The organism is Arthrobacter saudimassiliensis, from assembly GCF_059090665.1.
Map to the genome: position 1 here is coordinate 496621 of NZ_JBNHFX010000003.1, position 23395 is coordinate 520015.

Here is a 23395-nt window from a genome sequence, read left to right on the forward strand (position 1 = left end):
TGCGCCACGGTCGCGGCGACGGTTTCCAGCGAACAACCTCAAGTAGCGTTGAGGTCAAGCAGGAGGAGCACCATGACGCCCAACCCCGAGCAGGACCGGGAACTGACTCCCGGGCAGCTGTCCGAACGCAGCGGGGCAGCCGTCTCCGCGCTGCACTACTACGAGCGTGAGGGGCTGATCAGCAGCCGCCGCACCGCCGGCAACCAGCGCCGCTATCCGCGGCACATGCTGCGCCGAGTGGCGTTCATCCGCATCTCGCAGCAGCTGGGCATCCCGCTGCGCGACATCCGCGCCGCGCTGGCGACCCTGCCGCCCGACCGTGCCCCGAGCCGGGAGGAATGGGCCCGGTTGTCCGCCGGCTGGCGGCAGGTGCTGGACGAGCGGATCGAGCAGATGGAGCGGCTCCGCGATGACCTGGACGGCTGCATCGGCTGCGGCTGCCTCTCGCTGACCCGCTGCAGCCTGTACAACTCCCGGGATTCCCTGGCTGCGGAAGGGGCCGGCCCGAGGCTGCTGCTGACCCGGCAGCGCCGGGACGCCAGCCGGCGGCAGCCGGACACCGACCTGCCCGCCGTCCCGGCCGACGTCTCCCCGGATCCAAGCCTGGCCCCTGCCCCGGACACCGACGCTTAGGCCCCGCTCAGTTCGGAAGGAACTCCGGCGGCAGCTGCTGCAGCGACCATTCGTTGCCGTCCGGGTCGCTGAAGTACACGAACCGGCCCCAGTCCAGCGGCGTCACCTCGCTGGCTTCGACGCCGTTGTCCACCAGGTGCCGGCGTGCGGCGTCGGCGTCGGGCACCACGATCTGAATCCGCTGGCTGCCCGGAACCATGTCCGTGGTGCCGGTGCCGATCACCACCGAGCAGGCGGACCCGGGAGGGGTCAGCTGCACGAAGCGCAGGTCGGGGTTGACCTGATGATCATGGTCGGCGTTGAAGCCGACCCGGTTCACGTAAAAGTCCTTCGAGGCGTCCACGTCCGTCACCGGCACGGGCACGAGTTCGATTCTCCAGTCCACCGTGTGTCCCTTCGCGTCGTCGGCCGGGTTGCCCGGCCGATGCAGCGACACTAGGCCGTTGCTGCCGCCGCCGAAAGCACTTCGCGGACGGAAGCGGTCCGCATTGCCGGCCCTTCACCGGGCTGCCCAGAGGGCAGCCCCTCTTGGCCCGCGTTCCGGGCCGCCCATCATTTATCAGGGTGCTGAGGAATAAACCCCGCTCCGCACTCTGTTGCCCACTACATGAGCGAGCAGACCGTAGAACCGAACCTGTCCCCCGTCATCGAGCTGAAGGACCTGGGGCCCGTCCACCGGCTGGGCTACGGCGCCATGCGCATCGTGGGCGACGGCGTGTGGGGCGAGCCCGAGAGCCGCGGCAGCGCCGTCGAGGTGGTGCGCCGCGCCGTCGAGCTGGGCGTCGACTTCATCGACACCGCCGACTCCTACGGGCCGAACATCAGCGAGGAAATCATCGCCGAAGCCCTCTACCCCTACCCGGAGGGGCTCCGGGTCGCCACCAAGGTCGGCTTCGTGCGCACCGGTCCGGACGTCTGGGTCCCGGTCGGCCGGCCGGAGTACCTGCGCCAGCAGACCGAGCTGAGCCTGCGCAAGCTCAAGGTCGACTCGCTGGACCTGCTGCAGCTGCACCGCATCGATCCCAAGGTCGACGCCGAAGAGCAGTTCGCCGTCCTGCGGGACCTGCAGCAGGAGGGCAAGGTCAAGGCCCTGGGCCTGTCCCAGGTCACCGCCGAGCAGCTCCAGGCCGCGGAAAAGTACTTCACCGTGTCCACCGTGCAGAACCGCTACAACCTCACCGACCGTTCCTCCGAGGACGTGCTCGAGTATGCCGAGGCCAACGGCATCGGCTTCATTCCCTGGGCGCCGATCTCCGCCGGCGAGCTGGCTCAGCCGGGCGGACCGGTGGACGACGCCGCCCGCCGCCTGGGTGCCACCACCTCGCAGGTCGCGCTGGCCTGGCTGCTGCGCCGCTCCCCGGTGATGATGCCGATCCCGGGCACCGGCTCCGTGCAGCACCTGGAGGAGAACATGGCCGCCGCGTCCCTGCAGCTCGACGACGCCACGTTCGAGGAGCTCGACGCCGCCGGCCGCGCCGCCGCCAAGTAACACCCGAAGCAGCACCGCAGCCGGGCCGTCCCACCGGGGCGGACCCGGCCGGGCCGCCGGGTTCCGACCGGCTCGCCTCTGCCCTGCCCGACCCTTCCCCTTCCGCTTCCCCTTCCCCCCACCGCCCCACAAGGAGGACCCCCATGTCGAACATCCTGATGGTCGTATCCGCCGCCGACTCCCTCACCATGAAGGACGGCTCCGAGCACCCCACCGGCTTCTGGGCCGAGGAGCTCGTCGAGGGCCACCGCACCCTGATGGAGGCCGGCCACACCGTCACCTTCGCCACCCCGGGCGGCAGGCGCCCCACCGTGGACCAGGTCAGCCTTGACCCGTCCCAGGCCGGCGGCGAGGACCGCGCCGCCGAGCTGCGCCGCTACCTGGACACGCTGGCACCGGAGCTGGAGCACCCGCTGGCCCTGGCCGACGTCGACCCCGCCGACTACGTGGCCGTGGTCATTCCCGGCGGCCACGGCCCGATGACCGACCTGGCCGTGGATCCGCAGATGGGCCGCATCCTGGTCGCCGCGAACGACGCCGGGCTGATCATCGCCCCGTACTGCCACGGCCCGGCCGCCCTGCTCAGCGCCGTGACCGAGGACGGCGCCTTCGCCTTCGCCGGCCGCCGCGTCACCGTGTTCACCAACGAGGAGGAGCTGAACGGCGGCACCGGGGAGAACACCCCCTGGATGGTCGCCGATGTCCTGGCCGAAAGGGGCGCCGTGGTGGACGCCGGCCCGGCCTGGAGCAGCTTCGTGGTCCGCGACGGGAACCTGATCACCGGCCAGAACCCGCAGTCCTCCGTGGCCACGGCCGCCGCCGTGCTGGCCGCCGTCGACGGCGACGACGAGATCTGATGAGCCGCGTCCTGATTGCCGGCTGCGGCGATCTGGGCACCGAGGCCGGCCTGCGGTTCGCTGCGGCCGGCTTCGCCGTGTCCGGATGGCGGCGCAGCCCGGAAAAGCTGCCCGCCCCGATCGAGGGCACCGCCGCCGACCTCACCGACGCCGGCCTGCCGCCGGTGCCGACGGACACCGACGTCGTCGTCATCACCCCCGCTGCCCGGGAACGGAGCGAGGCCGCCTACCGGGCCACCTACCTGGACGGCACCGTGCACGTGCTGGACGCGCTGGAGCGCGACGGCGTGCACCCGCGACGGATCTTGCTAGTGTCCTCCACCGCGGTGTACGGCGATGCCGACGGCGGCCGGGTGGACGAGCTCACTCCCGCGGCTCCGGCCTCGGCCACCGGGGCGGTGCTGCGCGAAGCCGAGGAGCTGCTGCTGGCGCGCCGGCCTGACGCGGTGGTGCTCCGCCTGGCCGGAATCTACGGCCCGGGCCGCACCCGGCTGATCGACCAGGTGCGCTCCGGAGCCGCCGTCGTGCGTCCCGGGCAGCTGACGAACCGCATCCACCGCGACGACGGCGCCGCGGCGCTGGTGCACCTGGCGGGACTGGCCGATCCGGCGTCGCTGTACCTGGGCGTCGACGACGAGCCGGTGGAGCAGGCCGAGGTGCTGGCCTTCCTGGCCGCCGAGCTGGGGCTGCCCGCGCCGGCGGTGGATCCCGACGCCGGGCCCTCCCCGCGGGGCGGCAACCGGCGGCTGAGCAACGCCCGGCTGCGCGGCTCCGGCTTCAGCTTCACCTATCCCACGTATCGGGAGGGCTACCGGGCCGTGCTCGCCGGCGCCGGCGTCCGGCACCCGTAATCAAGCTGCACAGTGCAAACGAGGCCGCTTCCCCGGGGGAAGCGGCCTCCTTTGCGTGCGTCGTGGGGCTCAGCCCTTCGGAATGGGCGGACCGAGGTAGAGCAGCACCGAGAACACCACCGCGACGCCGACCAGCGCCACCAGCGCGGCGGCCACGGGGCGGCGAAGCACCAGCGCGGCGACCCTGTCCGGGAAGTTGGCCGGCTCCTCGCCGCCGGGAGCCATCCGCCAGCCGCCCTCGAGCATGCCGCGCCGGTCCACCGACTTTTCGAACGGGATGGTGGCCCAGGGCACGACGGCGAGCAGCACGCCCAGCACTCCGGTGCGGGCCGGCCACTTCTGGTTGGCCCAGACGAAGACGGTGACCGCTGCGTAGGAGAGGAAGACGAAGCCGTGCAGGCCGCCGGCGATCGGCGTGAACGACTCGTTGTCGAAGCCGTACTTGGCCACCAGGGCCGCGATCAGCAGGGTCCACGTCACGGCCTCGGCGAATGCGAGGGTGGTGAACAGTTTCCGGGGAGTCATGGCGATGCGCTTACCTTCCACATGGACGTTGCCAACATTATGTCAGCCCCCCTTCGGCACCCCCAATCCGGCTCCGCAGCCCCCGTCAGCTGATGCGCGGCAGGATGTACACCTGCCGGTGCACCTTGTAGGCGTCCGTGAGCAGCAGCACGACATCCTCCCCGTCGACCGCCGGCCCCGCCGAACCGGTGGGTGCATCGATGACGTAGCTGGCCAGGACCTCCCCGGTGGCGATATCCACGGCCGTCAGCCGGTTGGTGCTGTCCTCGGCAGCCTCTCCGCTGTCCCGGGCATAGAGGTAGGCGGTCGTGTCGTCGACGTCGTAGGAGAAGTCGATCAACGGATCGTCCGCTTCCGGGTCCTCCGCGAAGGCCTCCTGACGCGTTCCCGCGGTCCACAGCATCTCGCCGGTTTCGGCGTCCATGGCCTGGAGTTCGTTGTCGCTCCTGAGCAGCACGGTGTCGGCCGCTACGGTGAGCTGCATGCTGACTCCGCGGGGGTCCTCGGTGACCGGGGAGGTGCCGATCTTCTCCGCGTCGCCGGCGGCGTCAATGCGGTGGATGTCCGCCGCTGCTGCGTCCAGGTCGCCGCGGGTGTCCTCCGTGCGCTCCGCCGTGTAGAACGAGTCCCCGTCCGCGCCCAGCGCCATGAACCAGGTGTCGATGGTCCGCTCGGCGATGAGGTCACCGCTGGTCCGGTCGAAAAGTTCCAGCGTGTCTTCGTTCGCCACGGCCACGGCGTCCTCGGTAAACGCGACGTAGCGGGCGTCCAGTTCCGGGGTGGCTCCGGTCTCGGCCTGCCACAGCTGCTCGCCGGACACGGTGTCCAGGGCCGTGATGAGTCCGTCCGCGAGGTAGACGAACAGGTCCTCATCCAGCGCCAGCTGCGGATTATCCTGCACGGTGCCCAGGGTCTGGTGCTGTCCGGTGGTCAGGTCGGCACGCTTGACCTCACGGTCTTGAGCGCCAAAGCCGGCCGGACCGACGGTATCGGCGAAGTACAGGTAGCCGGAGCCCAGCAGCGGAGTGACGTGGGAGTGGTAGCCCTCCTGCCCGTTGCGCAGCTGGTCCTCGGGCGCGTTGGGGTTGAATCCCTCTTCCAGGAAGCCGGCTGGCACGGCGGTGCGGTAGTCCGACACATACATGAACGTGCTGTCCTGCGAGAACAGCATGCCGTCCACGGCCTCGATGCCGTATTCCCAGTCCCCGGCGTCATCCAGCACGACCTTCTCGAGGTCCGCTGGTTCCTCCCCCTCGCCGTCGAAGAGGTACAGGTAGGGCGCTTCGGAGCCCTGCGCTGCGCTGTCGGATCCGCCGTCGGCGGTGTTCTCCGCGGCGCTGGCCTCCGGTTCCGCGGCGTCGCTGCCGCTGTCGGATCCGCAGGCGCCGAGCACCAGCGATGCGGCCAGCGCGAGGCTGAAAATGGATACGGTCGATGTCTTTCGTGGCATGTTTCCCCCATTGGTGCCAGGACAGGTATCCCTTCCGACCCTAACCAAAGCCATGTTGGCGGGCCAAACGGCCCCGCTCGGTGGGGCGGAGGGCTGCGGTTCGGGAGCTCAGGGAGGGCCGGGAGCCCGTCAGTCTACCGGGCCGGACTGATTTGCGGCAGGATCCAGGCTTCCGTTCGGCCGTCCCCTGTGCCGGCCAAATACAGGAGGCTGCTGCCGTCCGGGTAGGGCCCGTTGGCGGCTCCCTGATTTTCGAGGTCCCAAGCGGCCTTTACCGCCCCGGTGGAGGCGTCGAGGGCCACGAGTCGGTTCAATGGATCGGCCGGGGCCTGTCCTTGCAAGGCGGGGTCCGCCGGACCGTCGAGGTCCGGATGGTATCCGGAGACGGAAATGTAGGCCGTGCCGTCGCTCAGGGCTGCGGAGAAGTTGAAGGTCGGGTACGCCGGCGTGCCGCTGTGCCGGGAATCAGCAGTCGGCACACCCGCGGACCATCGGAGTGCTCCGCTCGCGGCGTCGATGGCGTTGACCTCGCTTCCGGCGCGGACCAGCACGATCTCGTCTTCGGCCAGCAGCTCCACCGCGTCCGGCCAGTCACCGATTCCGGGCACCCCGGCCCGGACGGTCACAGTCCCCAACGGGATCGCTGCGCCCTGCGCGTCGACGCGGATCAGGTCCAGGCTGACGGGACGCGATGCACCGGCGTCGGCGCCGTTCCGTTCAGCGAGGATGAACCCGGAGGGGTCCGCGGTCAGGGCCAGGTAGCCGCTGCTGCCGGAGCGGGTCAGGAGCCGCCGCCCGTCTGCCCGGCCGAAGACCTCTGCGGTGTCCGCGTCGATCACTGCCACGGCGTTTCCGGAGATGGCCAGCCGGGTCCGCTCGCCGGCTGCTGCGCTGCTGGGTACCTGCCACAGCTGCCCGCCGCCGGCGGTGTCGAAGGCCGTCAGAGCCCCGTCGGCCAGGTAGTACAGGATGCCGGTGTCGACGGCGAGCTGCGGGAACTCGCCCACCGACGCCAGCGCCTCGGCCCGCCCCGTCGACAGGTCATAGCGGCCCACCTCCCGCACGTCGTCTCCGACCGTGCCGTCAATGCGCTCATCGGCGAAGTACAGGTATCCCTCCGCCACCAGCGGGCGGGTCTGCCCGTTCAGCCGGGTGCTGCCCTTGGTCAGAGATCGACCCTCATAGTCGGCCTCCGGCAGCGACGCCGGTACCGTGCCGGTGCGGTAATCCGCCAGGGTCATCCCGGTCCCCGTAAAGGAAAACAGCCAACCGTCCACCGCAACGGTCTGATCGCCGTACCGGTAACCCGCCGGGTCCAGGGGCACCCGTTCCAGCCCCGCCGGCGGATCGCCCTCGTGAGCGAGGAGATTGATATGGAGATGGTCCCGTGCCTCACCGGCACTGGTTTCGGCCTTTGCTGTCCTGTCTTCGCCGCTGCAGCCGGCAAGCAGCAGAGCTGTGGTCAGGATCGGAGCAAGCAGGACCTTCAGCCTCCGGCGTGGTCCCCGGTATGTGGTTGGGTGCGGCATCATTCCCCCGATTGGTGCCTGGGCAGTTGCCCCGAGCCTACATGGGCTCCCCGCCGCCGCCGTGAGGCAGCGTGGTGCCATCCTCCTCGTCGAGTCCCTGAGCGAAGAACGCCAACTCCCAGCCCATGGCGCCGGTGAAGGCGGCCGAGGCTGTGCCCCGCCCGTCCGCATCGGCTTCCATCGCCTGCTCCAGCAGCCCGACGGCGGTCGCCGTCGCCGACACAAAACCCTCAGCGCAGTAGGTCTGCACCCAGTCTTCGTACGGGCTGCCCGCGGCGGTCCTCGGCTGCAGCCGGGCCCCGACGTCGGCGTAGAGCCAGAAGCACGGCAGCACCGCCGCGACCGCCCGAAGGTAGCGCTGCGGGCGGGCGGCCGCCGGGTCTGGCTCGCTGAGGTGGGCGAGGTAGCCGGCGGTGACGGACGACGCCGGTACCGGTTCCATGGCATCCCGGCTGCGGTGCAGGTGCTGTTCCTCCTCGATGCAGGCCTGCGCCTGGACAGACCAGAAGCGGCGGGCGCCGTCGTCGTCGGCCAGCTCGGCGCAGCGGGCCAGCGCGGCTGCGTACCCGCCGAGGTACAGCGCGTCCTGGGCCAGATAGTGGCTGAACGCCTCCTCCGGCAGGGTGCCGTCGGCCAGCCCGCGCAGAAACTTCAGCCGGTATACCCGCTCCCGGATACCAGCGGTCGCCGCCCACAGTGTGGCGGTATGCGGGCCCGCCGCGGCAGGAACGGGGGCGGCGCTGTCCGTTGGCGCCAGTCCGCGCTCCCAGACGCCGTGGAAGTGGTGGATGGGTCCGTGCCCGGAGCCGACCTGCAGCTCGTCGGCGTGCTGCAGCGCCTCCTGCAGCCAGTCCTTGGCGGCCCGCAGGGCCGCCTCCCAGCTGCCGAGCCGCGGGTACAGGGTGGCCAGGGCGGAGGACAGCGAGCAGCCGGTGCCGTGCGTGTTCGCGGTCAGCACCCGCGGCGTCCGGACTTCCGCCACCGACCCCTCTGCGGACACCAGCGCATCCGGACTGCCGGCGTCCGCGTGCAGGTGCCCGCCCTTGGCCAGGACCAGGACCCGGTGCCGGGCGGCGAGGGCTTGGGCCTGTTCCAGTGCTTCGGTCCAGCTGCCGGCTTCTTCGGTGCCGAGCAGGGCGGCCAGCTCCGGCAGGTTCGGCGTCACCAGGTCCACCCGGTGCAAAAGGTCCCGCACCGCGTCCTCCGCGGCGGCGTCGAGCAGCCGGTCGCCGCTGGTGGCCACCATCACCGGATCCAGCACGACGGCGGGCGGGCGCACCCGGTCAAGCCAGGCCGTGACCGTGGCGGCGACGTCGGCGCCGCCAAGCATGCCGATCTTCACCCCATCGAGGTGCACGTCGTCGGAGACGGCGTCGAGCTGCTCGGCCAGGAAGGACACGGGCGGGGTGTGGATGGATCGCACGCCGTGGGTGTTCTGCGCCACCAGGGCGGTCACCACGGCCATGCCGTAGCCGCCGTTCGCGGCAATCGACTTCAGGTCCGCCTGGATGCCGGCTCCTCCGGTCGGGTCGGTGCCGGCGATGCTGAGCACCCGCGGCACGGCGGTGGTTCCGGCCGCGCCGCCCGCCGTCGCCTCCGCGGCAGCCCGGCCGGTGGACCCGCTCATCGGTTCCACTCCCGGACCAGGTCGGCTGCGGCCTGCCGCGGATCGGCGGCCGCGCAGACCGCGGAGACAATCGCGACGCCGCTCGCCCCGGCGGCGCGCAGCGGCGCGACGTCGGCGGCCGTGACCCCGCCGATCGCTACGCAGGGCACCGGAGCCGCGGCCGCGAACCGGGCGAAGCCGTCGATGCCCAGCGGTTCGGGGTGGTCCTTCTTGGTGGCGGTGGGCCGGATGACCCCGGTGCCCAGATGGTCCACGGTTCCGGCCGGCAGGGCGGCGAGCGCGGTCAGGTGCTCGGGTTTGTTCGCGGTCAATCCAACGACGGCGTCCGGGCCGACCAGCTGCCGCACCGCCGCCACGGGCAGGTCGGACTGGCCCACGTGCACGCCGTGCACGGCCGCGCCCGCGGCCCGGGCGGCGAGGTAGATGTCCACCCGGTCATCGACCAGCACCAGCGCCCGGTCTCCGACCGCCTCGGCGACGGCCAGCACCCGGGCGTAAAACTCGGCGGCGGTGGCGTCCTTTTCCCGCACCTGGACGGTGCGGATACCGCCGGCGACGGCGGCGCGCACCGTGTCCACCAGTCCCCGGGGCCCGCACTGGGCGGTGTCGGTAACCAGGTAGATGCCGGTGCTGCGGGCCCGGGCGCGGGGACTGGCAGCGCTCATCAAGGCGTTGTTCTCCATCAGGTTCTCCGTGCTCATGCAATGTCCAGGCGGGTCTCGAGCTCGGCGGCGTCTACGGCGGCGAGCGCGTCAAGGAACGCGACGGCGAAGCTGCCCGGGCCGGCGGCCTGCTCGGCGGCAATTTCGGCCGCCACGGTGTAGACGGCGGTGCCGGCGGCTGCGGCGGCCAGCCGGTCGGCGTCGGGCGCGGAGCCCAGGAATGCAGCGGTGACGGCGCCCAGGGCGCAGCCGCCGCCGGTGATCCGGGTCAGCAGCGGATGCCCGTTGGCGATCCGGAGCACGTCCCGCCCGTCGGTGATCAGGTCCACCGGACCGGACACCGCGACCACGGAGCCGTACTTGCCGGCCAGCAGCTGCGCGGCCGGCAGCGCGTCCTCGGGGTTGTCGGTGGCGTCGACGCCGCGGCCGCCGGCGCCCTGGCCGGCCAGGGCAATAATCTCGGAGGCGTTGCCGCGGATCACGGCCGGGCGGCGTTCGAGCAGTTCGGCGGCCAGCCGGGTCCGGACGGGCAGCGAGCCGACGGCCACCGGGTCCAGCACCCAGGGGGTGCCGGCGTCGGCGGCGGCGTCCGCTGCCTCTGCCATCGCCTCGCGCTGCTCCGCGGTGGGCGTGCCCAGATTGATCAGCACCCCGGAGGCGATCCGGGCAAACGGGCCGGCCTCCCCGGGAATGTCGGTCATCGCCGGAGCGGCGCCGAGCGCGAGCAGGGCGTTGGCGGTGAAGTTGGTGACCACCGCGTTGGTCAGCGACTGCACCAGCGGCGTGCCGGCGCGCAGCTGCGCGAGGAGGTCAATGGTCAGGTCCGGAGTCAGGCGAATGCTCATCCGCGACATCCCTTCGCTAGTTCTAACTAGATCAGGTTCGACGGGTCTCATCTCAGCCTTGCGGCACCCCGTGTCACTGCCCTCGACTGTAGCCCCGCGCACAGGCAGGGGCAAACCCCCGGCGGGCCCTGCCCGCAGCGCGTCAGCGGCGGTAGGTCAGGGCCTCCGTGGCCCAGTCCAGGTCCGGCCAGGGATCCTGGCGCTGCAGGATGGCGAAGGCGCTGGAGCAGAAGTCCACCACGGTCTGCTGCGGGTCCGCCGTGGCCAGGGCGTCCTCAAGGGGAAGCACGTACTCGCATTCCTGAGCCAGGAACCGGGCGGCGGACGGCTTCAACATGCCGCCGTAGCTGCCGATGTCGCTGACGAACGGATACGGAAGCACGAAGAAGGACGGCTGCGGCGACTTCGGATCCCCCGGCCAGAACCCGAACTCGCAGGCTTTCTCATCGAAGGATCCGGCGGCAATCTCTCCCCTGCCCTGGTACGGCGCCGCCTGGCCGCTGAACAGCGTGCCGGTGAGGTCCATGGTGCCGAACCAGTAGGCGGGCATCTCCACCTTGCCCCGCCACGGCGCCATGAAGGCGGCGATGCTGCGGTAGGCGAAGTGCAGGTTTTCCAGGAACAGGGTCACCGCTTCCCGGTCGTAGGAGGCGTGCCGGTCATCCTGGTCGAAGTCCAGCGGATCGTGGAACTCCTGCGGCCGGACGTTGATCGGGGTGGGCGCGTTGATGTCGTCCAGCGCCACCATCAGCTGCTCGTAGAAGGCCTTGACGCTCAGGCCCTGCCCCAGCGGGATCTTCTCCCGCAGGCCGTGGCTGTTCTGCACGACGACGTGGTGCCGGCGCAGGTTGAAATAAATCTCGAAGTTCGACCCGTGCGCCGGAATGATTCCGGTGCCGATCCCGTCGATGGTCAGGAACAGGCGGACGTGGGCCCACTCGGGCCGCTGGGGGCTGCGCTCGAGCTTCACCTTGCCCGCCATCTGCAGGAACATCCGCAGCGTATCGGCGGTGGCCTGCCAGTCGGGATAGTTCAGGAACCTGGTCTTCATCTCCTACGCCTCTCTCGCGGAAACCGGCGCCGCCCCCACAGCCCTTCCCTCAGTCTGGAGGCCGGCTCCGACGCCGACAAGGGTGCGCACGGCGGCCACGCCCGGCGTCCGCACCCGGCCGCAGACTGTGCCGCCGGCCGGCGTCACGCAGCTCCCGGAAAATGGACGTCCATTCCCCCGCTTGCCCCGGCCCACTAGGCTGTAGTCCTTATGCGCCCTAGGAAGACCACTGCGGCCGCGTCGGCCGATTCCAGCTCCCGTTCCGTTTCCGACTCCGCTGCCTCCCGCCGCCGCGGGCTGAAATACGTGCTGATGCTCGGTGCCCTGGCCGCGCTGCCGGCAGTCACCACCGACATGTATCTGCCGGCGCTGCCGGCGGTCGCGGAGGACCTGCACACCAGCGCCGCGGCCGCGCAGTTCACCCTGTCCGGCACCCTGCTGGGCGCCGCCGTCGGGCAGCTGGTGATCGGCCCGTTCTCGGACCGCGCAGGCCGGCGGCTGCCGCTGCTGCTGGGCATCAGCCTGCACGTGCTGGTCTCGCTGCTGTGCTCCGTGGTGCCGAACATCGAAACCCTGATCGGGCTGCGGGTACTCCAGGGATTCTTCAACGCCGCGGCCGGCGTGGTGGCGATCGCCGTCATCCGGGACCGGTTCCAGGGCTCCGACGCGGCCCGGATGCTCTCCCGCCTGATGCTCATCATCGGTCTGGCGCCGCTGCTGGCGCCCACCCTGGGGCAGGCGGTGATTGCCGTGTGGCAGTGGCGTGCCGTGTTCCTCGCCCTGGCCCTGATCGGCGTCGTGCTGGTGGTCATTGTCTGGCGCTGGATGCCCGAGACCCTGCCGCCGCACCGCCGCGCCCGGGCCGCCGCCGCGGCGGAGACGGCCGAAGCCGCGCGTGCCGCCGAGGCGGGCGAGGACGCCGTCGCCGCCCGGCCGCGGGGTTACCGGGTGCTGCTGCGGGACCGCCGCTTCCTGTCCCTGGCCGTGCTGCCGGGCCTGGGCATGGGTGTGATCATGAGCTACGTGGTCGGCTCCCCGTTCGTGTTCCAGGAGCAGTACGGGTTCAGCCCGGCCCAGTTCGCCGGCATCTTCGCCTTCAACGGCGTGGCCATGGTGGTGACGGCCCAGGTCAACGCCGCGCTGGTGCAGCGGGCGGCGCCGCTGCGCATCCTGCGCACGGCCGCTCCCGTGCTGCTGGGGCTGGCGCTGCTGCTGCCGCTGGTCATCTCGCTGGACCTCGGCGGCGTCGTCGGCCTGATCGCGGTGCTCTGGCTGGTGCTGGGCATGCAGGGCTTCATCATGGCCAACGCCAGCGCCCTGGCGCTGAACGACTACGGCCACATGGCCGGCACCGCGGCCGCCCTGATCGGCTGCCTGCAGGTGGGCCTGGCCGGGCTGATCAGCCCGCTGGTGGGGCTGCTGGGCTCCTCCGCCCTGGACCTGTCGCTGGTCGTCATCGGCTGCGCCGCCCTGATGGTGCTGATCCTGGCCTTCGGCGCCTCCGCCTACTCCCGCCGTCGGCCGGGCACCGGGCGGAGCCTGCGCCGCCCGCCGGCCGCCGCGGGGAACTGACCGCCCGCTCAGACAGCGGGCGGGGGCGCGGTGCTGTCCCGCACCACCAGGGAGGTGGCCAGGTCCAGGCGCAGGTTGTTCGGGTGCTCCCCGTCGCGCAGCTGCATCACCATCCGGGCGGCCTCCTCGGCCATTTCGATCAGCGGCTGGTGCACGGTGGTCAGCGCCGGTGAGGACCACCGCGCCATGGGCAGGTCGTCGTAGCCCACGATCGACAGCTCCCCCGGCACGCTGATGCCCAGCTGCCGGGCGGCGTCGAGCACGCCCAGCGCCTGCAGGTCGCTGCCGGCGAAGATGGCCGTGGGCCTCTCGGCCAGGGCCAGCAGCTCCAGCGCGTGCCGGCGACCGCCGTCGACGTGGAAGTCCCCGTACCGGATCAGGTCCGGATCGATCGGCAGCCCCGCGGTGTTCATCGCCGACCGGTAGCCGTCGATCCGGGCCAGCGAGCACATCATGTCCTCCGGGCCGGTAAGCGCGGCGATCCGGCGGTGGCCGAGCTCAATCAGGTGCCGGGTGGCCATCATGCCGCCGGACCAGTTGGCCGAGCCCACCGACGGCACATCCGGAGCCGGGTCGCCGGCAGGATCGATGATTGCGAACGGAATGGACCGCGCCTCAAGCTGCCGGCGGCTTTCCTGCGCCAGGTCCGAGAAGACCAGGACGACGCCGGCGGGCCGGCGGGCGATCACCCCGTCCACCCACTCCGGGCCCGGGGCGTGCCGGGTGCCGCTCTCGGTGAGCACCACCGACAGCCCGTTCTCCCTGGCCACGTTCTCCACGCCGCGCACGATCTCCAGCGCCCAGGCGCTCTCCAGTTCATGGAAGACCAGTTCCAGCAGGGTGGAGCGGGAGCGGGCGGCGGAGCGCGGCCGGTAACCGTGGTCATCGAGCAGCGCCTCCACCCGGGCCCGGGTGCTGCTGGAGACGTCGGAGCGGCCGTTGAGCACTTTCGAAACCGTTGACAGCGATACGCGCGCCTCGGCGGCGAGGTCGGCGAGGGTTACCCGCCCTGCCGTGGACTGGCTGGTCATGAGGCCTCCGGTTTTCGAAAGTTGGCGCCTGCAACAAAAGTATTGCGCGTCACATTACCCGCCCTTATGCTGGAGCGCACCAAGGAACTTTCGCCAAGAATATCGAAACTTTCGAGAGGTGTTCAATGAAGAACAACACCAGCCGGCGCCGGCCGTTGATCGCAGGGGCCAGTGCGCTGGCCCTTGGCCTCACCCTTGCCGCATGCGGCAGCGGTGGCGGGACGGACTCCAGCAGCCGCCCGGAAAACGAGATCCATGTCCTGGTCTACGGCGACGCGAGCAACGACGTCGAAAACGCCATGGTCGAGCAGTTCAACGAGACCTCCGACGTGAAGGTGGTGCTGGACACCATCCCCGGCGCCGAATACCAGCAGAAGCTGCAGACCGTCATCGACACCGATGCCGCGCCGGACATCTTCTTCAACTGGGGCGGCGGCAGCATCAAGCCGTTCGTCGACGCGGACCTGCTGATGCCGCTGGACGACTTCATCGAGGAGGATCCGGGGCTGCGGGAGAACTTCCTGCCCTCGGTGTTCGACGTCGCCGTCGTCGACGACACCCCCTACGGCATCCCCATGCGCGGCACCCAGCCGGTGATGCTGTTCAACAACAAGGCAGTCCTCGCCGAGCTCGGCATCGAGGAGCCGCAGACCTGGGACGAGCTGCTCGACGCCGTCGAGAAGCTCAAGGCCGCCGGCAAGACCCCGATCTCCCTGGGCGGCGGCGACGAATGGCCCACCCAGATGTGGTTCCAGTACGTCTACGACCGCGTCGCCGGCCCGGAGCTGTTCCAGGCCGCGATGGAGGGCGACACCGAGGTGTGGGACTCCGAGGAATCCCGCGAGGCGCTGGGCATGCTGCGCGAACTGGTGGACGCCGGCGCCTTCGGCACCAACTTCCAGTCCGTGAAGTTCACCGACGGCGGCTCCCACAACCTGCTCGCCGCGGGAGACTCCGGTTTCGAGCTGATGGGCTCGTGGATGTACGCCACCATCCAGGACTACGACCCCGACTTCGCCGCGACGAACCTGGGCTACAGCAACTTCCCCGAGATCGAGGGCGGCAAGGGCGACCCGGCGAACATCGCCGGCAACACCAACAACTACTACTCGGTGCTCAAGAACACCCGCTACCCCGACACGGCCCGGGACTTCCTGAAGCTGATGTACTCCGATGAGTTCGTCCAGGAGCAAATGGGCATCGGCAACCTGCCCACCACCACCAACACCGAGCAGTTCCTGGACCAGGCGGCCAACCCGGACTACGCCCGCTACCAGTTCGAGCTGGTGCAGGAAGCCCCGAACTTCCAGCTCTCCTGGGACCAGGCCTACCCGCCGGCCGCCACTCCGACCATCCACGCCGCGGTGTCCGACTTCTTCGCCGGACGCATCGACGAGGACGGGTTCATCGAAGCCATGCAGTCCCTGAAGAACTGACCCGGGAAGCACCTGTTCCATGACCACCCTGCTCCCACCCCGGCCACCGGCCGCACCGGATGACCCCTCGCGGGGCCGCCCGGTGCGGCCGGGCGGCTCGGCCCGTACCCGGCCCGGCCTGCTCTGGACCCTGCCGGCCACCGTCTTCTTCCTGTTCTTCGCCGTGGTGCCGCTGATCGCCGTCGCGGTGCTGTCCTTCACCACCTGGGGCGGCCTCGGCCAGCCCAGCTTCGTGGGCACGGAGAACTGGCAGGACCTCGCCGACGACTCGACCATGCAGAAGAGCCTCTGGCTGAGCCTGCTGTTCATCGTCCTCGGCGTGGTGACCCAGACCCCCATGAGCATCCTGCTCGGCGTCTGGGCCGCCGGCCCGCAGCGCAACCGCGCCGTGCTCAGCGCCATCTTCTTCGTTCCGCTGCTGCTCTCCTCCGCCGCGATCTCGGTGCTGTGGCGGGCGCTGCTGGATCCGAACTTCGGCATTCCCGGGCAGATGCGCTGGCTCTTCGGGGACGGGAACCTGTTCGGCAACCAGGCCACCGCGATCGGAGTGATCATCTTCGTGGGCATCTGGCAGTTCACCCCGTTCCACACCCTGCTCTACCAGGGCGCCGCGAAGTCGGTGCCGCCGGTGCTCTACCAGGCCGCGGCGATCGACGGCGCCGGCCGGATCCGGCAGTTCTTCAGCATCACGCTGCCCCAGCTGCGCAACACCATCATCACCTCGGTGATCCTGATGGTCGTCGGCGGCCTCACCACGTTCGAGACCGTGCTGATCCTGACCAACGGCGGGCCCGGCACCGATACCACCATCACGGCCTTCTACATGTTCGAACAGGCCTTCCGCCGGTTCGACTTCGGCTACGCCTCCGCCGTCGCGCTGGTGCTGGTGGTGGTGGCCACCGCCATCTCCCTGGTGATGGTGAAGGTCTCCGGCTACGACAAGATGCGCAGCACCATGGAGGGAGTCTGATGCGTACCCGCCCCAACTACGGCGCCGGCGTCGCCGTCGCCCTCTGGCTGGCCATCGTCGCCGTGCCGCTGTACGTGATGATCACGGCCAGCCTGCAGACCCGGGCCTCGTTCAGCGAAAACGGCCCCATCTCGGTGCCCACGGAACTGACCTTCGAGAACTACGTCGGCGTGTTCAACGAGGGCTTCGGCCGGTACTTCCTGAACACCTTCATCGTCACCGCGGGCGTCGTCGGCATCGTGCTGCTGGTGGTGCCGCCGCTGGCGTACGCGATCGTGCGCTCCCAGTCCCGGACCACCACGCTGATCTTCCGGTTCTTCCTGCTGGGCCTGGCGATTCCGGTGCAGGCCGTGATCGTGCCGATGTTCTACCTGATCAACTCCGTGGGCCTGTACGACACGCTGCTGGGCGTCATCCTGCCCACCGCCGCGTTCGCCCTGCCCATCTGCACGCTGATCCTCACCGGCACCATGCGGGACATCACCCCGGAGCTCTACGAGGCGATGGCGATCGACGGCGCCAGCGTGGGCCGGACCTTCCTGCGCCTGGTGCTGCCGCTGTCCAAGGGCGGGCTGTCCACCATCGCCGTGTTCTCCGCTCTGCAGGGCTGGAACGGGTTCCTGCTGCCGCTGATCCTGACCCAGTCCGAATCCAACCGCGTGGTCACCCAGGGCCTGTTCAACTTCCAAACCCAGTACGGCGTCAACGTTCCGGGTATCCTCGCCGCCGTGACCGTCTCCATGGTCCCGGTGCTGCTGGTGTACCTCTTCGCCCGCCGCGCACTCGTCCAGGGCCTCATGGGCGCTGGCGGAAAGTAGCCGCATGTCAGACACCACCCTCGAGCGCGCCGCCTGGCGCGACGAATCCCTGTCCCCCGAAGCCCGCGCCGAGGCGCTGATCAGCGCCATGACGCTGCGGGAGAAGACCTCCCAGCTGTTCGGCATCTGGGTGGGCGCCTCCGCCGAAGGCGGCGACGTCGCCCCGCACCAGCACGACAACATGGCCAGCGCCCCGGCCCTGGACGACGTCCTGCCGCACGGGCTGGGCCAGCTCACCCGCCCCTTCGGCACCTCCCCCGTGGATCCCGCCGTCGGGGCGCTGTCCCTGGCCCGCACCCAGGCCCGGATCGCCGCCGCGAACCGCTTCGGCATTCCCGCCCTGGCCCATGAGGAATGCCTGGCCGGCTTCGCCGCCTGGCAGGCCACCGCCTATCCGGTGCCGTTGGCCTGGGGCGGCACCTTCGACCCCGGGTTGATCACCGAAATGTCTGCCCGCATCGGCGCCGACATGCGCGCCGTCGGCGTCCACCAGGGCCTGGCCCCGGTGCTGGACGTGGTGCGCGACGCCCGCTGGGGCCGGGTGGAGGAAACCATCGGCGAGGACCCCTACCTGGTGGGCCGGATCGCCTCCGCGTACGTGTCCGGCCTGGAGTCGGCCGGCATCGTGGCCACGCTCAAGCACTTCGCGGGTTACTCCGCCTCCCGCGCCGGCCGCAACCTGGCCCCGGTCTCGATCGGCCCGCGGGAACTGGCCGACGTCGTCCTGCCGCCGTTCGAGATGGCGGTGCGGGAAACCGGCGTCCGCTCGGTGATGCACGCCTACACCGACATCGACGGCGTGCCCTCCGCGGCGGACGAGGCCCTGCTCACCGGACTGCTGCGGGAGACCTGGGGCTTCACCGGCACCGTGGTGGCCGACTACTTCGGCGTGAACTTCCTGCAGAACCTGCACGGGGTGGCATCCAGCCTCGGCGAGGCCGCCGGTGCCGCGCTGACGGCCGGCGTTGATGTCGAGCTGCCCACCGTGGACGCCTACGGTGACCAGCTGATCAGCGAGATCGAGGCAGGCCGCGTCGAGGAGGCCCTGGTGGACCGGGCGCTGCGCCGGGTGCTGGTGCAGAAGATCGGCCTGGGCCTGCTCGACGAGGGATGGTCGCCGGTGCCCAACGCCCTGGCCGGAGCGGTCACCGGCGAGGAGCTGGCCGCCGACGCCGGAGCGGACAGCGATGCCGCCTCGGCGGCCGGGGCGCTGCGCGGCCGGGTGGACCTGGACCCGCCGGCCAACCGGCAGCTGGCCGGGCGCATCGCCGAGCAGTCCATGGTGCTGCTGAGCAACAACGGCATCCTGCCGCTCGCCGCACCGCCCCGGATCGCGGTCATCGGACCCAACGCGGACAACCCGATGGCCTTCCTCGGCTGCTACTCCTTCCCCGCCCACGTCGGCTCCCAGCACCCCGACGTCGCCGCCGGCATCGACCTGCCCACGGTCGCCCGGGCGCTGCGGGCCGCCTTCCCGGACAGCGACGTGGTGTCCGTGCCCGGCTGCGGCATCGACTCGCCCGACACCGACGGCTTTACCGCCGCCGTGGCCGCGGCGAAGGAGGCCGACGTCGTCATCGCCGCACTCGGCGACCGGGCCGGACTGTTCGGGCGCGGCACCAGCGGCGAGGGGTGCGACGTCGAGTCCCTCGCCCTGCCGGGCGTGCAGCAGCAGCTGCTCGACGCCCTCCTGGACGCGGGGACCCCGGTGGTCGCCACGCTGCTCACCGGACGGCCCTATGCCCTGGGCCGCGCCGTCCGTGAAGCCGCAGCCGTCGTGCAGGCCTTCTTCCCCGGCGAGGAAGGCGGCCCGGCGCTGGCCCGCGTGCTCAGCGGCGCCGTCAACCCGTCGGGGCGGCTGCCGATCAGCGTGCCGGCAGGCACCGGCGCCCAGCCGGCCAGCTACCTCGCCGCTCCGCTGGCCGAGCGCAGCGACGTCTCCAACATCGACCCGACCCCGGCCTTCGGCTTCGGTCACGGGCTCAGCTACACGTCCTTCGACTGGACCGACGCGGCCCTCGACGGCCCGGCCGAGGTGCCCACCGACGGTGAGGCGACCGTGAGCCTGACGGTCACCAATACCGGCGGGCGGGCCGGCGTCGAGGTGGTCCAGCTGTACCTGCACGATCCGGTGGCCTCGGTAGTGCGCCCGGTCCAGCGGCTCATCGGCTTCGCGCGCGTGCCGTTGGACGCCGGCGCCGCGGCCCGGGTCCGGTTCACCGTCCCGGCGGACCTGGCGGCGTTCACCGGCCGCGACGGCCGGCGCATCGTGGAACCCGGCGCCCTTCAGCTGCGGTTCGGCGCCTCCAGCGCCGAGATCCACGGCGCCGTCGGGATCACGCTGGCCGGGACGGTCCGCACCGTGGACCACACGCGCCGGCTGCACTGCGGCGTCGAGGTCACTGCTGTCGAGGTCACCGACGCCGGCTAGGGCCGCGGCCGCTCCGTGACCGTGGGCGCTGCCTCCCCGTCCGGGGGCAGCGCCCACTGCGCTTCCGGGCCTGCCCGCACCGCAGGTTCAGCCGAACCGGCAGTAGACTCCACAACCAACGGAAACCAGACCGCGCCGACGCGCGCGTCCGCCGTACCGACCGACCGTAGATCCCCGACCCTCCGAGGAGAACCGAGTGTATTCCGACCTGCCCGCCGACCAGCTGATGCAGTACCGCGGTTCCCAGACCGCTCCGGAGGACCTTGACGCCTTCTGGGAGCAGACCCTGGCCGAGGCGCGGCGGCATCCACTGGCGGTCCGGCTGGAGCCGGTGGAAACCGAGCTGGCCACCCTGCAGGTCTGGGATGTGACCTTCAACGGATTCGGCGGCGAGCCGATTCGTGCCTGGCTGCGCGCCCCCGCCGGCGCGGCCGGGCCGCTGCCCGGCGTCGTGCAGTTCGTCGGCTACGGGGGCGGGCGCGGCGACGCGCACGAGAACCTGCTCTGGGCCTCCGCCGGGTTCGCGCACCTGCAGATGGACACCCGCGGGCAGGGTGCAGGGTGGAGCCGCGGCGACACTCCGGACGCGGCCGGCAGCGGCGGCCCGCAGGTCCCCGGCGTGATGACGCGGGGCATTTGCGACCCGCACACCTATTACTACCGGCGGCTGTTCACGGATGCGGTCCGCGCCGTGGAGGCACTGCAGTCCCTGGACCTGGTGGACAGGGCGCGGACCGCCGCCGTGGGCGGCAGCCAGGGCGGGGCCCTGACGCTGGCCGCGGCCGCGCTGGCACCGGACCTGGCCGCCGTCGTCGCGTACGTGCCGTTCCTTTCCGACTTTCCGCGCGCCCTGCAGGTGACCGATGCCTACCCGTACCGGGAGCTGCGCGATTATCTGGCGGTGCACCGCGGCGAGGTGGAGCGGGTGATGGACACCCTGCGGTACTTCGACATGGTGAACCTGGTGCCCCGGGCCCGGGTTCCGGCGCTGTTCTCCGTGGGGCTGATGGATGAGACGACGCCGCCGTCCACCGTGTACGCCGCCTATAACAACTACTCCGGGCCCAAGGAGCTGATGGTGTGGCCCTTCAACGGGCATGAGGGCGGCGGCATCGAAGACGAGACCGCCGCCGTGGCGTTCCTGCGCAGGCGGCTGGCCGGCCCCGGCATTGCCTGAGCCAGGCACGTCCCGGGCGCGCCGGCCGGCCCGGCGGACCTGCGAGCCGGTCAGCCGACGGTCTCCAGCGCTTCGTCGGCGATGATCCGGCCGATCTCCAGGGCCGCCGTCGCCGCCGGTGACGGCGCGTTGAGCACGTGCACCTGGCGGGGGGCCCGCTCGAACAGGAAGTCATCCACCAAGGTGCCGTCCCGGTGCATGGCCTGGGCACGCACCCCGGCATGCGTGGGCACCAGGCAGTCCGCCGGCAGCTCCGGGACCAGCTTCCTCAGCCCGGCCAGGAACCGGCGCCGGCTCAGCGACCGCGCCGTTTCCGAGACGCCGACCTTCCAGAACTTCGCCCCGAGCTTCCACAGCCCGGGCCAGGTGGCACTGTCCAGCACGTCGCGGGGGTTGACCGTCAGCCAGGTGTAGCCCTCCCGGGCGAAGGCGAAGAGCGCATTGGGGCCTGCGTGCACGCCGCCGCCGGTCATCCGGGTGAGGTGGACGCCCAGGAAGGGAAAGGCGGGGTCCGGGACGGGATAGATGAGGCCCTTCACCAGGTGCTCCTGCTCCGGCGCCAGTTCATAGTATTCCCCGCGGAAGGGAATGATCCGCACGCCCGGGCGGATGCCGGCGAGCCGGGCGATGCGGTCGCTGTGCAGCCCGCCGCAGTTCACGAACCCGTCCCCGCGCCACTGCCCATTGCCGGTCTCGACCACCGTGTGTGCTGCTTCGGCGCGGATTCCGGTTACCGCGGTGCCGAACCGGATGTCGCCGCCGGCCTCGCCGATCATCCGGGCCAGGACGGCGCACACGCCCTTGTAGTCCACGATGCCGGTGCTCTCCACCCGCAGCGCCGCCACACAGCTGACATGCGGTTCATACTCCCGCGCCTCCTCCGGAGAGACCAGCCGGCAGGGTACCCCGTTGAGGGTGCCCCGCCGGTGCAGCTCGTGCAGCCGGTCCAGCTGCGCCTCGGACGTGGCCACCACCAGCTTGCCGGTCGTGTGCACCGCGACGCCGTGCTCCGCCGCGAACCGCTTCATCGATTCGGCGCCGGCCACTGCCAGCCGGGCCTTCATGCTGCCCGGGGTGTAGTAGAGCCCGGAGTGGATGACTCCGGAGTTATTGCCGGTCTGGTGCGCGGCGACGCCGGCTTCCTTCTCCAGCACCGTCACCTCGTGACCGCGGCGGATGAGCTCCCAGGCGGTGGCGAGACCGACGACGCCGGCACCGGCGATGATGATCCGCTGGCCTGCGCGGGCCGGGCCGGAGGTCATCGGAAGGCCTGGATGCCGGTGAGGTGCTGGCCCAGGATCAGGGTGTGCACCTCGTCCGTGCCCTCATAGGTGCGCACCGATTCGAGGTTGGCGGCGTGGCGCAGCGGCGAATAGTCGAGCGTGATGCCGTTGCCGCCCAGGATGGTGCGTGCCTCCCGGCAGATCGCGATCGCCTCCCGGCAGTTATTCAGCTTTCCCGCTGAAATCTGGTGCTTCTGGAGCTGCCCGGCGTCTTTCAGCCGCCCGATCTGCAGTGCCAGCAGCGTGCCCTTGGCGATCTCCAGCGCCATGTTCACCAGCTTCTCCTGGGTGAGCTGATATCCGGCCAGTGGCTTGTCGAACTGCAGGCGTTCCCCGGCGTAGGCCAGCACGGTTTCGTAACTGTCGCGTGCCGCTCCCATGGCACCCCAGATGATTCCGTAGCGGGCCTCGTTCAGGCATTCGAACGGCCCCCGCAGGCCCTTGGCGCCGGGCAGCATCGCCGTGTCCGGGACCCGCACATCGGTGAGCTCGATGTCGCATTGGATGGAGGCCCGCATGGAGAGTTTCTGCGTGATTGCGGTGGCCTTGAATCCGGGGGTTCCGGTGGGTACCAGGAAGCCGCGGACGCCGTCGTCGGTCATGGCCCAGATCACCGCCACCTGCGCGACCGAGGCCAGTCCGATCCAGCGTTTGGCGCCGCTGATTACCCAGTCCGCGCCGTCGCGGCGGGCGAAGGTGAGCATGTTGCCCGGGTCCGAGCCGGCGGTGGGCTCGGTCAGGCCGAAGCAGCCGATCGCCTCGCCGGCGGCCATCCGGGGCAGCCACTCGTTCTTCTGCTCCTCGGAGCCGTGCTTGGCGATGGCGCTCATGGCGAGCGAGCCCTGCACGGAGACGAAGGTGCGCAGCCCGGAGTCGCCGGCCTCCAGTTCCATGGCGGCCAGCCCGTACTCCACCGCGCTGCGGCCGGGGCAGCCGTAGCCTTTGATATGCATGCCCAGCAGCCCCAGCTCCGCCATCTTCGGCACGATCTCGAGGGGGAACACCGCGGTGTCGTACCAGCCGGCGATGTTGGGGCGGATCTCCCTGTCCACGAAACCGCGGACACGGGAACGCAGTTGGAGCTCCTCCGCGCTGAGGAGGGAGTCGATGCCCAGCAGGTCGAGGCTGCCGCCGGTTTCCGTGGTGGTCGTCATGGTT

21 protein-coding genes and 1 riboswitch are annotated in these 23395 nt (G+C 70.9%); of the genes, 10 read left to right on the top strand and 11 right to left on the bottom strand.

Annotated features, from left to right (window positions below; translation table 11 throughout):
• Positions 1–72: 72 nt before the first annotated feature.
• Positions 73–633: a redox-sensitive transcriptional activator SoxR gene (gene soxR / locus AC5RV6_RS13515; RefSeq protein ID WP_494007838.1), complete on the top strand. Its 561-nt coding sequence runs from the start codon at positions 73–75 to the stop codon at positions 631–633.
• 7 nt (positions 634–640) lie between these two features.
• On the opposite strand, the gene AC5RV6_RS13520 is transcribed toward soxR, so the two are convergent.
• Complete coding sequence (locus AC5RV6_RS13520) at positions 641–1018, bottom strand: VOC family protein (protein WP_494008097.1); 378 nt, start codon at positions 1016–1018, stop codon at positions 641–643.
• A 222-nt stretch (positions 1019–1240) separates the two neighbouring features.
• Here AC5RV6_RS13520 and AC5RV6_RS13525 point away from each other — a divergent pair, with 222 nt between their 5' ends.
• The 3 genes from AC5RV6_RS13525 to AC5RV6_RS13535 all read left to right on the top strand — a co-directional run bounded on the left by AC5RV6_RS13525 (position 1241) and on the right by AC5RV6_RS13535 (position 3830).
• A complete protein-coding gene (locus tag AC5RV6_RS13525) occupies positions 1241–2122 on the top strand; it encodes an aldo/keto reductase (RefSeq protein ID WP_494007839.1) in 882 nt (293 codons plus the stop codon).
• Positions 2123–2265: 143 nt separating this feature from the next.
• Complete coding sequence (locus AC5RV6_RS13530; RefSeq protein ID WP_494007840.1) at positions 2266–2979, top strand: type 1 glutamine amidotransferase domain-containing protein; 714 nt, start codon at positions 2266–2268, stop codon at positions 2977–2979.
• Positions 2979–3830 (top strand): SDR family oxidoreductase, encoded by an 852-nt coding sequence (locus tag AC5RV6_RS13535; protein WP_494007841.1) that lies wholly within the window; start codon positions 2979–2981, stop codon positions 3828–3830. Before AC5RV6_RS13530 ends, AC5RV6_RS13535 begins: the two co-directional genes overlap by 1 nt.
• Positions 3831–3899: 69 nt before the next feature.
• On the opposite strand, the gene AC5RV6_RS13540 is transcribed toward AC5RV6_RS13535, so the two are convergent.
• The 7 genes from AC5RV6_RS13540 to AC5RV6_RS13570 form a co-directional block, all read right to left on the bottom strand.
• Positions 3900–4355, bottom strand: a complete 456-nt coding sequence (locus AC5RV6_RS13540; RefSeq protein WP_494007842.1) for a DUF3817 domain-containing protein — start codon at positions 4353–4355, stop codon at positions 3900–3902.
• A gap of 85 nt (positions 4356–4440) precedes the next feature.
• Positions 4441–5805 carry an outer membrane protein assembly factor BamB family protein gene (locus AC5RV6_RS13545; protein ID WP_494007843.1) on the bottom strand — a complete coding sequence of 455 codons (1365 nt, stop codon included), beginning with the start codon at positions 5803–5805 and terminating at the stop codon, positions 4441–4443.
• A gap of 134 nt (positions 5806–5939) precedes the next feature.
• The gene (locus AC5RV6_RS13550) at positions 5940–7046 is read right to left on the bottom strand and encodes a PQQ-binding-like beta-propeller repeat protein (protein ID WP_494007844.1); all 1107 of its coding nucleotides are present in this window, start codon (positions 7044–7046) and stop codon (positions 5940–5942) included.
• Between the two features lie 325 nt (positions 7047–7371).
• Positions 7372–8961, bottom strand: a complete 1590-nt coding sequence (locus AC5RV6_RS13555) for a bifunctional hydroxymethylpyrimidine kinase/phosphomethylpyrimidine kinase (protein ID WP_494007845.1) — start codon at positions 8959–8961, stop codon at positions 7372–7374.
• On the bottom strand, positions 8958–9662 hold the full coding sequence (thiE, locus tag AC5RV6_RS13560; RefSeq protein WP_494007846.1) for a thiamine phosphate synthase: 705 nt from the start codon (positions 9660–9662) through the stop codon (positions 8958–8960). Before thiE ends, AC5RV6_RS13555 begins: the two co-directional genes overlap by 4 nt.
• Complete coding sequence (gene thiM, locus AC5RV6_RS13565; RefSeq protein WP_494007847.1) at positions 9659–10468, bottom strand: hydroxyethylthiazole kinase; 810 nt, start codon at positions 10466–10468, stop codon at positions 9659–9661. The genes thiE and thiM overlap by 4 nt, the downstream gene beginning before the upstream one ends.
• Positions 10460–10549, bottom strand: a riboswitch (TPP riboswitch). It overlaps the preceding gene by 9 nt.
• Positions 10550–10610: 61 nt before the next feature.
• A complete protein-coding gene (locus tag AC5RV6_RS13570; protein ID WP_494007848.1) occupies positions 10611–11519 on the bottom strand; it encodes a DUF5996 family protein in 909 nt (302 codons plus the stop codon).
• Between the two features lie 210 nt (positions 11520–11729).
• Here AC5RV6_RS13570 and AC5RV6_RS13575 point away from each other — a divergent pair, with 210 nt between their 5' ends.
• A complete protein-coding gene (locus tag AC5RV6_RS13575) occupies positions 11730–13091 on the top strand; it encodes a multidrug effflux MFS transporter (protein ID WP_494007849.1) in 1362 nt (453 codons plus the stop codon).
• A gap of 8 nt (positions 13092–13099) precedes the next feature.
• Here AC5RV6_RS13575 and AC5RV6_RS13580 read toward each other — a convergent pair whose 3' ends face one another.
• A complete protein-coding gene (locus AC5RV6_RS13580) occupies positions 13100–14122 on the bottom strand; it encodes a LacI family DNA-binding transcriptional regulator (RefSeq protein WP_494007850.1) in 1023 nt (340 codons plus the stop codon).
• A 125-nt stretch (positions 14123–14247) separates the two neighbouring features.
• Between AC5RV6_RS13580 and AC5RV6_RS13585 the strand changes: the two genes are divergently transcribed.
• From AC5RV6_RS13585 to AC5RV6_RS13605, 5 genes are all read left to right on the top strand, one after another.
• Positions 14248–15558, top strand: coding sequence for an ABC transporter substrate-binding protein (locus tag AC5RV6_RS13585; protein WP_494007851.1), 1311 nt, complete (start codon positions 14248–14250; stop codon positions 15556–15558).
• 19 nt (positions 15559–15577) lie between these two features.
• The gene (locus AC5RV6_RS13590; RefSeq protein WP_494007852.1) at positions 15578–16528 is read left to right on the top strand and encodes a carbohydrate ABC transporter permease; all 951 of its coding nucleotides are present in this window, start codon (positions 15578–15580) and stop codon (positions 16526–16528) included.
• Entirely contained in the window at positions 16528–17346 is an 819-nt protein-coding gene (locus tag AC5RV6_RS13595; protein ID WP_494007853.1) for a carbohydrate ABC transporter permease, read from the top strand. The genes AC5RV6_RS13590 and AC5RV6_RS13595 overlap by 1 nt, the downstream gene beginning before the upstream one ends.
• A gap of 4 nt (positions 17347–17350) precedes the next feature.
• Positions 17351–19777 carry a beta-xylosidase/alpha-l-arabinosidase gene (locus AC5RV6_RS13600; protein WP_494007854.1) on the top strand — a complete coding sequence of 809 codons (2427 nt, stop codon included), beginning with the start codon at positions 17351–17353 and terminating at the stop codon, positions 19775–19777.
• Between the two features lie 196 nt (positions 19778–19973).
• A complete protein-coding gene (locus AC5RV6_RS13605) occupies positions 19974–20954 on the top strand; it encodes an acetylxylan esterase (RefSeq protein ID WP_494007855.1) in 981 nt (326 codons plus the stop codon).
• A gap of 50 nt (positions 20955–21004) precedes the next feature.
• Here the strand turns inward: AC5RV6_RS13605 and lhgO are convergent, their stop codons facing one another.
• Both lhgO and AC5RV6_RS13615 read right to left on the bottom strand, forming a co-directional pair.
• Positions 21005–22216 (bottom strand): L-2-hydroxyglutarate oxidase, encoded by a 1212-nt coding sequence (gene lhgO, locus AC5RV6_RS13610; protein WP_494007856.1) that lies wholly within the window; start codon positions 22214–22216, stop codon positions 21005–21007.
• Positions 22213–23391 carry an acyl-CoA dehydrogenase family protein gene (locus AC5RV6_RS13615; RefSeq protein ID WP_494007857.1) on the bottom strand — a complete coding sequence of 393 codons (1179 nt, stop codon included), beginning with the start codon at positions 23389–23391 and terminating at the stop codon, positions 22213–22215. The genes lhgO and AC5RV6_RS13615 overlap by 4 nt, the downstream gene beginning before the upstream one ends.
• Between the last annotated feature and the right edge of the window lie 4 nt (positions 23392–23395).

Excerpts from the sequence above, each read along its gene's own strand:
- AC5RV6_RS13550 (WP_494007844.1), bottom strand. The coding sequence starts at position 7,046 with ATGACCCTGGCGGATTACCGCACCGGCACGGTACCGGCGTCGCTGCCG.
- soxR (WP_494007838.1), top strand. The coding sequence starts at position 73 with ATGACGCCCAACCCCGAGCAGGACCGGGAACTGACTCCCGGGCAGCTG.
- AC5RV6_RS13540 (WP_494007842.1), bottom strand. The coding sequence starts at position 4,355 with ATGACTCCCCGGAAACTGTTCACCACCCTCGCATTCGCCGAGGCCGTG.
- AC5RV6_RS13530 (WP_494007840.1), top strand. The coding sequence starts at position 2,266 with ATGTCGAACATCCTGATGGTCGTATCCGCCGCCGACTCCCTCACCATG.
- AC5RV6_RS13580 (WP_494007850.1), bottom strand. The coding sequence starts at position 14,122 with ATGACCAGCCAGTCCACGGCAGGGCGGGTAACCCTCGCCGACCTCGCC.
- AC5RV6_RS13535 (WP_494007841.1), top strand. The coding sequence starts at position 2,979 with ATGAGCCGCGTCCTGATTGCCGGCTGCGGCGATCTGGGCACCGAGGCC.
- AC5RV6_RS13570 (WP_494007848.1), bottom strand. The coding sequence starts at position 11,519 with ATGAAGACCAGGTTCCTGAACTATCCCGACTGGCAGGCCACCGCCGAT.
- AC5RV6_RS13525 (WP_494007839.1), top strand. The coding sequence starts at position 1,241 with ATGAGCGAGCAGACCGTAGAACCGAACCTGTCCCCCGTCATCGAGCTG.
- AC5RV6_RS13590 (WP_494007852.1), top strand. The coding sequence starts at position 15,578 with ATGACCACCCTGCTCCCACCCCGGCCACCGGCCGCACCGGATGACCCC.
- AC5RV6_RS13615 (WP_494007857.1), bottom strand. The coding sequence starts at position 23,391 with ATGACGACCACCACGGAAACCGGCGGCAGCCTCGACCTGCTGGGCATC.
- thiM (WP_494007847.1), bottom strand. The coding sequence starts at position 10,468 with ATGAGCATTCGCCTGACTCCGGACCTGACCATTGACCTCCTCGCGCAG.
- AC5RV6_RS13600 (WP_494007854.1), top strand. The coding sequence starts at position 17,351 with ATGTCAGACACCACCCTCGAGCGCGCCGCCTGGCGCGACGAATCCCTG.
- thiE (WP_494007846.1), bottom strand. The coding sequence starts at position 9,662 with ATGAGCACGGAGAACCTGATGGAGAACAACGCCTTGATGAGCGCTGCC.
- AC5RV6_RS13555 (WP_494007845.1), bottom strand. The coding sequence starts at position 8,961 with ATGAGCGGGTCCACCGGCCGGGCTGCCGCGGAGGCGACGGCGGGCGGC.
- AC5RV6_RS13575 (WP_494007849.1), top strand. The coding sequence starts at position 11,730 with ATGCGCCCTAGGAAGACCACTGCGGCCGCGTCGGCCGATTCCAGCTCC.
- lhgO (WP_494007856.1), bottom strand. The coding sequence starts at position 22,216 with ATGACCTCCGGCCCGGCCCGCGCAGGCCAGCGGATCATCATCGCCGGT.
- AC5RV6_RS13585 (WP_494007851.1), top strand. The coding sequence starts at position 14,248 with ATGAAGAACAACACCAGCCGGCGCCGGCCGTTGATCGCAGGGGCCAGT.
- AC5RV6_RS13545 (WP_494007843.1), bottom strand. The coding sequence starts at position 5,805 with ATGCCACGAAAGACATCGACCGTATCCATTTTCAGCCTCGCGCTGGCC.
- AC5RV6_RS13595 (WP_494007853.1), top strand. The coding sequence starts at position 16,528 with ATGCGTACCCGCCCCAACTACGGCGCCGGCGTCGCCGTCGCCCTCTGG.